Raw genomic sequence first — 12817 nt, forward strand, 5'->3', positions numbered from 1 at the left:
AGAGAAAATTATGTCAGTTAAACCATTATACGCGGCAATTGTGTTGGCATTGAGCTTTCCTGTTATAGCTCAGGATGAGCATGGCCACGAAGAAAACAAAGAGTCAGCGAGTCATCAGCAGGAAAGCGGCCATCAAGAGAGCGAACAAGAAAAAGGCTCGGGTGTAGAGCTGTCTCAGAACCAGCTAACGATGGCCAATATTACAACAGCGACGCTAAAAAAACAGATTGTTGATTATCCGGTTTATGCACCCGGAGAAGTTGTCGCCAACGATTTTAATAGCTATGTAGTCAGCCCCCGCATCGATTCCACGGTGTTAAAGCGCTTCGTCAGTATTGGCGATCACGTTGAAAAAATTCAGCCGCTGGCAACCTTATTTAGTGCCAGGATGGCCGAAGCACAAAGCCAATATCTGGTGTCCTTAAATGAATGGCAAAGAGTTCAGTCCCTGGGACAAACGACAGTTGGCGAAAAACGTTATGTAGAAGCTCGTAATGACTTTTCGTCGGCCAAAGCAACGCTTCAAGCTTTCGGCATGTCTGGTAACGATATAAAACGCCTGGCCGCATCCGATTACCCCATTGGCCAGTATCAGCTCACCGCTGATATTAGCGGTATCGTTGTCAGCGATGATTTTAGGCAAGGACAGCAAGTCAATGCCGGTAATGAATTGGTTGAAGTCCTGCAAGAGGAAACACTGTGGGTCAATGCCCGTTTATCCGGTACTGCCGACCTCAATGTAAACTTTGGTGACCTGGTCACAGTGGAAGTCGATGGACAAAGCTTTAACGCAAAAGTCATCCAGGAGGGCCACACCATTGACAATAAAACCCGAACACGCACGGTTCGCCTTGCTGTCAAAAATGAAAAAGACCAACTGCATCCCGGCTTATTTGCGGATGTCTATTTTTCGGTGACATCGGAGCACCCGGTGCTGGCGGTTAAAAACTCGGCACTACTGCGTGCCCCCGACGGAGACTGGCAGATTTTTATTGAGCACGAGCCCGGCAAGTTCGAGCCCAAAAAGGTTGAAATAGTCGATGAGCAAGGCGAATGGAAAGTTATAACCGGCGTTGATGAAGGCGTTCGCTACGTTGAAAGTGGTGCCTTTTTCGTTCGCTCACAAATCGCCAAAGGCGGTTTTGACCCGCATAACCACTAACAGGAGGTCGTATGTTTCAGCGTATTATTCAGTTTGCTGTCGCCAATCGCCTGTTATTGGTATTGGTATTATTCAGCATTAGTATTGCGTCGTTTTTTGTCATTCCGAAGCTCAATCTTGATGCCTTCCCGGATGTCACTAACGTGCAGGTTACCGTTAACACCGAGGCACCGGGGTTGGCGGCAACGGAAGTCGAGCAGCTTATTACCTACCCGATTGAGTCGGTCATGTACGCGCTGCCCGACGTAAAAGAAGTTCGGTCGATATCAAAAACCGGCCTGTCAGGTATTACAGTCGTATTTGAAGAAAGTGTCGACATTTACTTTGCCCGGCAACTGGTTTTTGAGCGATTACAAGCCGCAAAAGAGCTGATACCCGACGGTGTCGGCACCCCGGAAATGGGGCCTAACTCTTCGGGGCTGGGGCAGGTTTATCAATACCTGTTACTGGCTGAGCCCGGCTCGGGTGTCAGTAGTATGGAGCTTCGAAGCCTAAACGATTATGTTGTTAAACTGCTGCTCATGCCCGTTGAGGGTATTACAGAAGTGCTTTCATTTGGCGGCGAAGTTAAACAATATCAGGTTAATATTAATCCCGCTAAATTGCTTTCCTACGGCTTATCGCAACAAGACGTGATGGCTGCCGTAGAAAAAAATAATGGCAACGTCGGTGGCTGGTATATGCCGCGCGGACAAGAGCAGCTAGTAATTCGTGGTACCGGCTGGCTCGACAGTGGCAAAGAAGGACTGCAACAGCTTCGCCAAATTCCGTTAAAAACGGTTGATGGTGTCTCTGTCACGCTCGGTCAGGTGGCCGCTGTGGAAATTGGTAGCGAAATCCGTCAGGGTGCAGTATCCATGTCACGAAAAGTGGATGGCGAAGTCAACCAGCTCGGCGAAGTAGTATCCGGCATTGTACTCAAGCGCATGGGCTCGAATACCAAAGCAACTATAGATGGCATCAAAAAGCGCATTCCGCTTATTCAACAGGCATTGCCTGAAGGGGTGACTTTTGAGCCTTACTACGACCAAGCCGACTTAATTCAGAAGGCCGTGTCGACTGTCGCCTATTCGCTGCTAATTGCCTTTGTCTTCATTATTGCGGTATTAGCATTATTTCTGCTCAATATGAGAGCCACCTTCTTAGTGCTGTTATCCATACCCGTTTCCATTGCTATCGCCCTGATGGTGATGTCTGCAATGGGAATGTCAGCAAACCTCATGTCGTTAGGAGGTATCGCTGTCGCTATCGGTATGCTGGTCGACGGCTCGGTGGTGATGGTTGAAAACATCTTTAAACACTTGAGCCGACCGGATATCGAGCACCACGAAGAGGCCAATCAGCGAACCGAATATCACGACCCCGATCCGCAAGCTGCGAAGCTAGACAGTCATGGCGTTAAACTGCGCGTAAAAGAAGCCGCAAATGAGGTCGCACGACCCGTCTTTTTCGCTGCCATGATCATTTTAGTCGTATTTATGCCGCTATTTAGCTTTCAGGGCGTTGAGGCTAAGCTGTTTGAGCCTATGGCGATAAGCATTATGTTGGCCATTGTTTCAGCCGTATTCGTTGCCCTTATGGTGGTGCCAGCGCTTGCTAGTTACTTTTTCAGTAAAGGCATTCGCCCCCGCGAGAATAAACTACTGAAACCGCTGGATGCCGGTTATAAAAGACTGCTGTCATGGGCACTACACAGCAAAAAATTGATCGTCAGTGTCGCTGCAGTTTTGTTCGTTGGAGCATTACTTCTGGTACCGCGACTCGGTACTGAGTTTGCTCCCGAGCTTGAGGAAGGCACAATTAATATTCGTGTAACTCTGGCTCCGTCATCAAACCTGGAAACAGCGTTAGAAGTTGCCCCAAAACTGGAGAAAATCTTAATGTCGTTTCCGGAAACCACATACGCGCTAAGTCGCATTGGTCGGGCCGAAATCGGTGGTGACCCTGAGCCTATTAGTAACATTGAAATTTACGTAGGACTTAAGCCGCAGTCAGAATGGACAACTGCATCTGATCGCTATGCGTTGCAGGAGAAAATGGAGGCGAAACTGGATGAGCATCCGGGGTTGCTATTCAACTTCTCGCAGCCTATCGCAACACGGGTTGATGAACTCTTGTCCGGTGTTAAATCGCAACTTGCCATAAAGTTGTTTGGCCCTGAACTCGATACGCTTGCCGCAAAAGGACAGGAGATAGAGAGCGCAGTAAAACAGGTGGATGGCGCCGTTGCTGTTGCCATGGAGCAAATAAAAGGGGAGGCGCAGCTGGTTGTATCGCCTAAGCGACGTCAGTTATCCCGCTATGGCCTGAACGTAACGGATGTGCTCAGCGTGGTCGATAATGGCCTTGGCGGGGCCAGTGCCGGGCAAATCATTCGGGGAAATGAGCGTTACGACATCTACGTACGTTTAGCTGAATCGTTTCGTGATACCCCTGAGTCAATACGTTCACTTCGGTTACAAGCTCCATCGGGTGCCTGGGTAACACTGGGTGAAGTGGCTAACGTTTCGATTGAATCCGGCCCTCCACAAATTCGTCGTGATGACGTACAGCGCCGGGTGGTTATTCAATCCAACGTTCAAGGTCGTGACATGGGCAGCGTTGTTGCCGATATTCGTCAGACAATTGATGACAATGTCGAGTTACCCACCGGTTATTCAGTCGATATCGGTGGCCAGTTTGAGAGCCAGCAACGAGCTCAACAGCGTCTATCCATTGTGGTGCCGATATCCTTGGCGTTAATTGCGTTACTGCTTTACTTTGCGTTCGGAACCCTGGGTCAGGCGATGTTGATTTTGGTTAATGTCCCACTGGCCATTATTGGGGGAATTGTCGCGCTGTTTGTCTCAGGCCAGTATTTGTCCGTGCCAAGTGCTGTCGGCTTTATCACCTTATTTGGTGTCGCCGTACTTAACGGTGTGGTGTTAGTTGAAAGCATAAACCAGCGCCTAACGGATGGTCATCGACTGAACGATGCCGTGTTTGATGGCGCGTGGTCGCGACTGCGCCCGGTATTGATGACGGCTATTACTTCAGCGCTGGGTCTTATACCCATGTTATTCGCAACCGGTGCGGGCGCTGAAATTCAACGGCCTCTCGCAACGGTTATTGTGGGTGGTCTGGTATCCGCAACCTTTTTGACGTTGGTTGTTTTGCCGGTGCTTTATCCTTGGTTTTCAAAACAAAAAATTAAGGACTTAAGTCGTTAGTTAACTTGTTATTAATAAGAGGGACAACTGTGTTTGTCCCTCGTACTTAAATAAGGATTTTTCATGGCACATAATCATAAATCAGATGACGGTCATGCTCATTTAGACTTTAAAAGTGGTGACCGTCGTGTCGGCATCGCTATATGGGCTAACGGCCTTTTAACCATAGCGCAAATTATCGGTGGCATCCTTTCTGGCAGCTTAGCACTCATTGCAGATGCGCTGCATAATTTCTCAGATATGGCGGCATTAATTATTGCATTCACCGCGCGTAAAATCGCACGCCGTCCCGCAGACTCTCGCATGACGTTCGGCTATGAAAGAATAGAAGTGGTTGCTGCGTTGATTAATTACACCACGCTCATCGTTATCGGACTTTACTTAATTTATGAAGGGGGGATGAGACTCATCGATCCACCAGATGTAGCTGGATGGACTGTAGTTATTATCGCCGGTATAGCACTGATAATAGATGCCTTAACCGCCTTTCTCACTTATTCGATACAAAAAGGCAGTGTAAATATTCGAGCCTTATTCCTGCACAACCTCTCAGATGCGTTGGCTTCGGTAGCTGTCGTTATTTCCGGTACGCTGATCATTCTTTACGACGCCCATTGGGTAGATGCCGCAATCACAATCGGTATCGCAGTGTATATTCTCTACCTTTCTTTTACTGAAATTGGCAAACCAATCCGGACGCTAATGCTGGGTTGCCCGCCAGAATTAGATGGAGAGTTGGTCATTGAAGCCTTGCGCGATATCAACGGAATAGACGACGTGCATCATATCCACCTTTGGCAGATGCAAGAGAATACTTCAGCATTGGACACCCACGTCGTACTCACCGAAAAAGGCTGGGGTCGCATTGAGTCCATAAAGGCAGAAATAAAAACAGTACTCAGCGAGCGATTCAATATTACGCATTCGACGTTGGAGTTTGAACATCCCGAATTCGCACATAAAGAAGCAGCATTATATGGTCATCGAAAATCGACACAGGATCACCTGTGATAAGCTCACTGAATTTACAAATTAAAATTTTTGTATTGTTTTAATTCGGATTTATCTGGTACTCTCCACTAAGTCTTGTAATGCTTTATTGAGTAAAACTTTTTGCGTCGATTTGCCTGGTCTTTAGTGCTTATTATGCTGTTGCACAGTCTTTTTTCCTGTGCAGTCGCTGCTGATCATGCAGATAATTCACATCACAGTTATCATTACAATGTTGACAGTCATTCTCATGGGCAGCCAGCAACTGAAGATGCAGAGCCAGACCACGATCATCAATTCCATGCACATGTAAGTTGCATTACTAGTTATGACTCTGTTCAAACCAGGGGGCTTACTCCCGAACAAGCTATAGACTCTCGCATTCTATGTTTTGAAAGCCAACAACAACAACCCCCGGTTCCCCCACCCAACGATTAATCTTCGCAGTCAAAACTAATAGACAAACCACCTTTTTATTTTGTGGAGATGATCATGAACTTACGATATTTCGTGAGTGCAGTTATTGTGGGCTTAATTGTAATTCAGCCTACAGCACTCGCTACTGAGTTAACGTTACGTGAAGCTTTAAGCAAAGCTTTGCAAGGTAATTCCGACTTAAAAAAATACCCTTATCAGCAGCGCATGGCTGCCGCTGGACGTTTACAAGCGTCTTTGAAGCCTAACCCTACTATGGGCCTGGAATTAGAAAATGTTGCTGGTACAGGGCGTAATAAAGATTTAAGTGCTGCTGAAGCAACGCTGTCTTTCAGTCAGTTAATTGAAATGGGTGATAAGCGTAATCAACGGATAAAATATGCCTCAGCCGCAGAAAAGAAAATCACGGCTGAATTTGAATACAGTAAAGTTGAGGTGCTTGCCGAGACTGCCAGCAGATTTTATCGCGTTATTGAGTTGCAGCGATTGTTTGCCTGGAACAAGCAGCAACAAGCGCGGCTTCACGATACCTTGGAAATCGCTGAAGAGCGTATCGATGCAGGCGCAATTCCGTCCTCAGAGGCGACCCGAATCCGTTTAGAGGTTCGACGCGCTCAAACAAAAGAACAAGACTTAGAGGGCCGTATTAACGAAGCAAAAGTCCGATTAGCAGCAATGTGGGCAAGTACCTCGAATTTTTCAGCAGTACAGGGGGAAATGAATGACAGTTTACCGCTGCCTTCTCAGGCACAGGTTGAACAAGCTGCAAATCAAGCTCCCGAGTTTTTGCGGTTAATTGATGAGGAGCGCCTGGTTAATGCTCGCTCACAGGCAACCATCGCCGATGCAACGGCAGATCTGACCTTTGGCGTCGGTGCTCGCTACAACAATGAGTTTGATGATACCAGTCTTGTCTTTAAGCTATCGATGCCGCTACAGCTAAACAACCCTAATCAGGGTCGGATTGAGGCTCATTCAGCGGAACGCGAAATGCTACTAGACCAACAACGCATTATTCGTGAGCAAATTCGCAGTTATGGTCGGGCTTTACTGATACGAATGCAGACGAATCAAGGCTACCTTGAAAATATCAGACAAGCTTTATTACCACTTGCGAACCAGTTAGCCGAAGAAACGCTCAGCGGTTATCAGCGCGGCAATCAAACCCTCCTGCAAGTACTTGACGCGCAAAACGAGCTTGCAAAAACCGAGTATGAACAAATTAAACGCCGTTCAGCAATTTACCAAGACTCTATTGAGCTTGAACGTCTTACCGGCCAACCACTTTTGGAAGTATCACGATGAAATTTATAAATACAATGATCATAAGTTTAGGCTTATTTTTTTTCGTAATGAGTCCCTCTTTTGCGGCAGCTCAAGATGATCATCAACACGATGAAACGGAGCGAACCGGCCCCAACGGTGGAAAACTTCTAACCAATGGTGATTTTTCTGTGGAAATCACCATTTACGAGTCCGGTATGCCACCGGAAATGCGTGTCTACGCTTATTACGACAATGAGCGAATTGATCCCAGCAACGTTGACTTAGAAGTAACTTTACACCGGCTAGGCAACCAAAACGACAAGTTAACCTTCACGACAGACGGTGACTATTTAGTGAGCAATGAAGTGGTGACAGAGCCTCACTCTTATGAGGTTTCGGTTGAAGCTGCAGCGAGCAATGACAATGGTAAGTGGCATTATGAAGCCTTTGAAGGGCGCGCTGTTTTATCCGATAGAATTATCGAAAAAGCGAATATTCAGATAGAGCGAGCGCAAGCACAAACATTGCGCTTTAAAGAACGTTTGTTTGGTGTGGTCGCGCCTGTTAATGACCGTCAGATTCATGTGACTGCAACCTATCGCGGTGAAATTTCAGCAATGAATGCAAATATTGGCGATAAGGTAAGTAAAGGCCAAACGCTTGCTGTAGTAACCAATGCTTCCAGTGGCGCAGCTTATCAACTAGTAAGCCCTATCGATGGAGTAATTACCGAAAGACTTGCAAATTCGGGAGAAGTTGCGGCTGAGCAAATACTTTTCGAAATCGTTGATTTATCGAAGGTTTGGATCGAGCTGTCGGCATTTCCAGAAAATATAGAAAAGCTTGCTGTCGGTCAGCAAGCCGAAGTATTCGACCTTCATCAACATGAGCGTGTCACGGGGGAAATTGTCTATATCGCTCCCGTCATGACTGGTGGTCACATTGCTCGGGCCCGCGTATTAATTGATAATTCGCAAGGTCACTGGCGTCCAGGCATGCATGTTCAGGCTGATGTCGTGACAGACGAAAAAGAAGTCGCTCTAGCTGTAAAAAAAGATGCTCTGCAAACCTTCCGAGATATGCCCGTAGTCTTTGCTCAGTACGGGAATACCTTTGAAGTCCGCATGGTGGAATTGGGTAAGGAGGACAACGATTATGTCGAGGTTTTAGGTGGGTTAAAACATGACACGCCTTATGTCTACGGCAACAGTTACCTACTAAAAGCCGATGTATTAAAAGATGGCGCCAGCCACGACCACTAGGAGAGAATCTTATGATTGATTTATTAATCCGATTTGCGGTCAATCGGCGCTGGCTTGTGATTGCTGCAACTTTGCTTATTGCAGGAGTGGGAATTTACAGTGCGACTAAACTCCCCGTCGACGCCGTGCCAGATATTACCAATGTGCAAGTGCAAATTAACACGGAAGCGCCCGGTTTCTCGCCATTGGAAACAGAGCAGCGCATTACCTATTCAGTTGAGAACGCCATGGCGGGCGTGCCAAATTTAGATTATACCCGCTCTATTTCTCGCTATGGGCTTTCCCAAGTGACCGTTGTTTTTGAAGAAGGGACTGACATTTATTGGGCCCGGCAACAAATCAGCGAGCGCTTACAATCGGTTCGTGGTGAATTACCTGGTGAGGTCGAACCCGCGTTGGGCCCTATCGCTAGTGGGTTGGGCGAAATCTTCACCTACATTGTTCGGGCTAAACCTGATGCGCGTGACGCCGATGGGAATCCTTATAACGCAGAGTCCCTTCGAACCTTGCAGGACTGGGTTATTCGACCGCAGTTGGTAAAAGTTCCGGGCGTGACGGAAATAAACACTGTCGGCGGCTATGAACGGGAATATCAGGTTGCTCCGAAGCCCGGCAAGATGCTGGCCTACAAAGTAACGATGGAAGACGTGTTCAAAGCACTGCAACTGAATAACAGTAATGCAGGTGCCGGCTATATCGAGCGCAACGGCGAACAATGGCTGGTGCGCTCACCTGGACAGCTTGAGACACTCGATGATATTGCCAATGTTGTCGTCACCAAACGAGATGATGCGCCGGTTCGGATACGCGATGTGGCTGAGGTGAAATTCGGTAAAGAACTACGCACTGGTGCCGCAACCTCTGATGGCGATGAGGTTGTGCTTGGCACGGCCATGATGTTGATTGGTGAAAACAGTCGCATTGTCGCGCAAGATGTTGCTGCGCGTCTTGAAGAAGTACAAAACAGTTTGCCTGACGGCGTAACCGCTGAGGCAGTTTATGATCGAACATCTTTGGTTGAGAAAACCATTGCTACCGTCGAGAAAAACCTGTTTGAAGGCGCAGTTCTGGTTATTGTTGTATTGTTCCTATTGTTAGGGAATGTACGCGCAGCACTTATCACGGCGTTGGTGATTCCGCTTAGCATGCTTTTTGCGCTAACAGGTATGACCGCTAACCGTGTCTCCGGTAATTTAATGAGCTTAGGTGCGATTGACTTTGGTATCATTGTCGACGGCGCAGTCATTGTTGTAGAGAACGCGTTAAGGCGATTAGGGCTTGCGCAACAACGCCTAGGACGACTACTTTCAACCAAAGAGCGCGTACAGGAAGTTTTTGAGAGTACCCGTGAAGTTTTTAACCCAGCCGTATTTGGCGTTTTGATCATCATGCTGGTTTATCTACCTATTTTCGCGCTCAGCGGTGTTGAAGGGAAGATGTTCCACCCGATGGCGTTTACCGTTATATTTGCATTGCTGGGTGCCTTGATCTTCTCCATGACCTTTGTGCCTGCTGCTATTGCATTGTTCGTCACCGGAAAAGTGAAGCATGGTGAAAACCGCATTATGCGTGGCGCCCGCAAGCTATATGAGCCGGCGTTAAACTTTTCAATTAAACGTCCGGTAGTGGTGATTGTTATTGGCGTCACATTGTTTGCTGGCAGTGCCTATCAAGCATCGCGCATGGGAAGCGAGTTTCTGCCGCAGCTAGATGAAGGGGATATCGCATTGCATGCTTTGCGAATTCCGGGAACTGGCCTGCAACAATCGGTAGATATGCAGCTGCAGCTAGAGGCAGAAATCGCTAAGTTTGGCGAAGTACGGCGAATTTTCTCTAAAATTGGTACGCCCGATGTTGCCACTGACCCAATGCCACCCAGTGTTGCCGATACCTTTATTATTATGAAACCTCGTGATAAATGGCCTGATCCGACAAAGACAAAGGATGAATTTGTCGCAGAACTGCGGGAAACCGTAGAAGCTATTCCGGGCAATAAATATGAATTTACTCAGCCAATCGAGATGCGTTTTAATGAGTTAATTGCCGGTGTTCGTGCTGATCTTGCGGTGCGGTTTTATGGCGATGATTTAGATGAATTAAAACAGCTCGGCGATGCTGCAGTGGAAATCATTAGTGGTATTGATGGCGCCGCGGACGTTCGCGCCGAGCAGATGACCGGACTGCCAACTCTTTCAGTAACCCCTCAACGTGATCACTTAGCGCTGCTGGGCTTAACGGTTACTGATGTGCAACGCGCCGTACAAAGCGCCGTCGGCGGGCTTGAAGCTGGAACCATTTATGAAGGTGACAAGCGCTTTAGGTTGATGCTGCGCTTAGACGGCAACTGGCGACAAGATCTGAGTGCTTTGAGACGCTTGCCCGTCGCCGTTCCACAAGCGCAAAACCCCGAGCTACAATATGTTCCATTAGGCGAAATTGCGGACGTTGAGCTACGAACTGGCCCCAATCAAATAAATCGCGAGAGCGGTAAGCGGAATGTGATTGTTAGCGCAAACGTGGTTGACCGTGATTTGGGCTCTTTTGTGGCTGATATACGTCAACAAGTGGCATCTGAGCTTCCATTACCTGCCGGATATTGGGTTGAGTATGGTGGAACCTTTGAGCAGTTGGAGTCGGCATCGCAGCGACTCAGTATTGTCGTGCCGTTGGCGTTGTTGCTCATTTTAGGGTTGCTGTATAGCGCCTTTAATTCATTGAGTAATGCGCTTATTATTTTTACTGGAGTGCCCTTGGCACTGACCGGTGGCATTGTTGCACTGATGTTGCGAGATATGCCGCTATCCATCTCAGCAGCGGTCGGATTTATTGCGCTTTCTGGTGTTGCAGTATTGAATGGAGTCGTTATGTTATCCTTTATTCAACAGCTAAAAGACACTGGGAAGTCTATAGCCCAAGCAGTGTTTGATGGGGCAAGTCAACGCTTAAGACCTGTGCTAATGACAGCTCTTGTTGCAAGTCTTGGTTTCGTGCCTATGGCTTTTAATACGGGCACTGGCGCCGAAGTTCAAAGACCACTAGCAACCGTTGTTATTGGTGGAATTGTGTCTTCGACATTGCTGACGCTGGTCGTTCTGCCCGCGCTTTACTTGTTGGTAAGCAAGTTTCGACGAGAACCGGTGAAAGCTGAATAAATCCTGCGTTTATATTGTCGTCCTCCACGAAGCAAGACTGAGCTTACTCAAGCTCAGTCCTGCTTTTTAGATTCCGTCATCACGCCAATACCCAGCGATGCAGATCCCCAAAGGCTTAAGCTGTTTTTGCGATAATCTTGATTTCCGTGTTCATGATTACTCATTCAGCTTCCTTCTATTACTTTGACGAAAAAGTGCTACTCAGTTCTTTTTGACCAGTAGACTCGAAAACCAGCAAAGAAACTCATCGCCACGTCTGATAAAATACGGCAACGATTAATTAACTTAAGGGAAGTGACATGTCATCTTGCTGCGGCAGTTCGTCTGGTAGTAATGTGCAAGCCCATATCGATAAAGCGCAGCGACGGTTGTTGTGGACTGTATTAGTCCTTAATGGCGTTATGTTTTTCGTTGAGTTCATTGCCGGTTGGTTAGCCGATTCCAGTGGGCTTATCGCCGATTCGCTAGATATGCTCGCCGATACGTTGGTCTATGCCGTCAGTTTGCATGCAGTTGGCAAAGCCATTAAATATAAAGCCAATGCGGCCATTTTTAATGGCACGCTGCAAACCTTATTGGCGTTACTGGTATTAGCCGATGTGTTTCAACGCTTAGCATTTGGCAGTGACCCTAATGCCAATATGATGTTATGGGTTGCTGGTCTGGCGCTCGTTGTAAACGTAGCTTGCTTTTCACTTTTATACAGCTCACGAAACGGTGATATTAACATCCGCGCCAGCTGGATCTGTTCACGCAATGACATGATCATGAACGTCGGCGTTATTGTCTCGGCCTTGTTAGTGGCACAACTCAATATGGCTTGGCCTGACTTAGTCATTGCAACCGTTATAGCGATTATTGTCTTGCGATCCGCTATTCGCATAATTAAAGACGCTATAGCCGTAAAAGCTGGCGAGAAAACCAATATATCCGGGTGTTGCGGATAAAACCTTAGTAACACGCTATATAACACGTGACAAAGTATTACATTAACCGAGCAAAGTGGTCTTTGGCTTTGTCATCACGTGCAAGAGTTCGGTGAATACAATAGCAAAAACGAATTAGTTAGCGATCTCATTCGCCGTGCTAAAGCAATTAATGAAAAACTCAAGTCAGCGGAAGCAAACGGATTTACTGATCAATCTCCAGAAGAAATGCTGAAAGAATTCAAACCGCATTTATAATTATGGTTACTTAACGTTTGGCGAACGGCAGGCGGCAACTATTTTATCGTTTATTTGAGCCATTCGAAAAAATAGCTAGCAACCCACCAAACTATCCTACCATCGATCATATTCGTAGAGGTTACCGCAAGTGTTTTTGGTGTTGATAGTATTTACC

Annotated in this window: 8 protein-coding genes; all 8 read left to right on the plus strand. The window is 47.2% G+C overall.

What is annotated here, in order from left to right:
* The first annotated feature begins 10 nt into the window (after positions 1-10).
* The 8 genes from B2U97_RS00115 to B2U97_RS00150 all read left to right on the plus strand — a co-directional run bounded on the left by B2U97_RS00115 (position 11) and on the right by B2U97_RS00150 (position 12660).
* The gene (locus B2U97_RS00115) at positions 11-1162 is read left to right on the plus strand and encodes an efflux RND transporter periplasmic adaptor subunit (protein WP_278355054.1); all 1152 of its coding nucleotides are present in this window, start codon (positions 11-13) and stop codon (positions 1160-1162) included.
* A gap of 11 nt (positions 1163-1173) precedes the next feature.
* Positions 1174-4371: an efflux RND transporter permease subunit gene (locus B2U97_RS00120; RefSeq protein ID WP_278355053.1), complete on the plus strand. Its 3198-nt coding sequence runs from the start codon at positions 1174-1176 to the stop codon at positions 4369-4371.
* A gap of 63 nt (positions 4372-4434) precedes the next feature.
* On the plus strand, positions 4435-5382 hold the full coding sequence (locus B2U97_RS00125) for a cation diffusion facilitator family transporter (RefSeq protein WP_278355052.1): 948 nt from the start codon (positions 4435-4437) through the stop codon (positions 5380-5382).
* 471 nt (positions 5383-5853) lie between these two features.
* The gene (locus tag B2U97_RS00130; protein ID WP_278355051.1) at positions 5854-7101 is read left to right on the plus strand and encodes a TolC family protein; all 1248 of its coding nucleotides are present in this window, start codon (positions 5854-5856) and stop codon (positions 7099-7101) included.
* Complete coding sequence (locus B2U97_RS00135; RefSeq protein WP_286830124.1) at positions 7098-8324, plus strand: efflux RND transporter periplasmic adaptor subunit; 1227 nt, start codon at positions 7098-7100, stop codon at positions 8322-8324. The genes B2U97_RS00130 and B2U97_RS00135 overlap by 4 nt, the downstream gene beginning before the upstream one ends.
* Before the next feature lie 11 nt (positions 8325-8335).
* Positions 8336-11476: an efflux RND transporter permease subunit gene (locus B2U97_RS00140; RefSeq protein WP_278355049.1), complete on the plus strand. Its 3141-nt coding sequence runs from the start codon at positions 8336-8338 to the stop codon at positions 11474-11476.
* A 299-nt stretch (positions 11477-11775) separates the two neighbouring features.
* Positions 11776-12423: a cation diffusion facilitator family transporter gene (locus B2U97_RS00145; protein WP_278355048.1), complete on the plus strand. Its 648-nt coding sequence runs from the start codon at positions 11776-11778 to the stop codon at positions 12421-12423.
* Between the two features lie 78 nt (positions 12424-12501).
* Positions 12502-12660 carry a hypothetical protein gene (locus tag B2U97_RS00150; protein WP_227016387.1) on the plus strand — a complete coding sequence of 53 codons (159 nt, stop codon included), beginning with the start codon at positions 12502-12504 and terminating at the stop codon, positions 12658-12660.
* Positions 12661-12817: the final 157 nt, after the last annotated feature.

The organism is Idiomarina sp. UBA3176 (assembly GCF_002364295.1).
Taxonomy (GTDB): domain Bacteria; phylum Pseudomonadota; class Gammaproteobacteria; order Enterobacterales; family Alteromonadaceae; genus Idiomarina; species Idiomarina loihiensis.

Coding starts and splice junctions, on each gene's coding strand:
- B2U97_RS00135 (WP_286830124.1), top strand. CDS start 7,098: ATGAAATTTATAAATACAATGATCATAAGTTTAGGCTTATTTTTTTTC.
- B2U97_RS00140 (WP_278355049.1), top strand. CDS start 8,336: ATGATTGATTTATTAATCCGATTTGCGGTCAATCGGCGCTGGCTTGTG.
- B2U97_RS00115 (WP_278355054.1), top strand. CDS start 11: ATGTCAGTTAAACCATTATACGCGGCAATTGTGTTGGCATTGAGCTTT.
- B2U97_RS00120 (WP_278355053.1), top strand. CDS start 1,174: ATGTTTCAGCGTATTATTCAGTTTGCTGTCGCCAATCGCCTGTTATTG.
- B2U97_RS00130 (WP_278355051.1), top strand. CDS start 5,854: ATGAACTTACGATATTTCGTGAGTGCAGTTATTGTGGGCTTAATTGTA.
- B2U97_RS00145 (WP_278355048.1), top strand. CDS start 11,776: ATGTCATCTTGCTGCGGCAGTTCGTCTGGTAGTAATGTGCAAGCCCAT.
- B2U97_RS00125 (WP_278355052.1), top strand. CDS start 4,435: ATGGCACATAATCATAAATCAGATGACGGTCATGCTCATTTAGACTTT.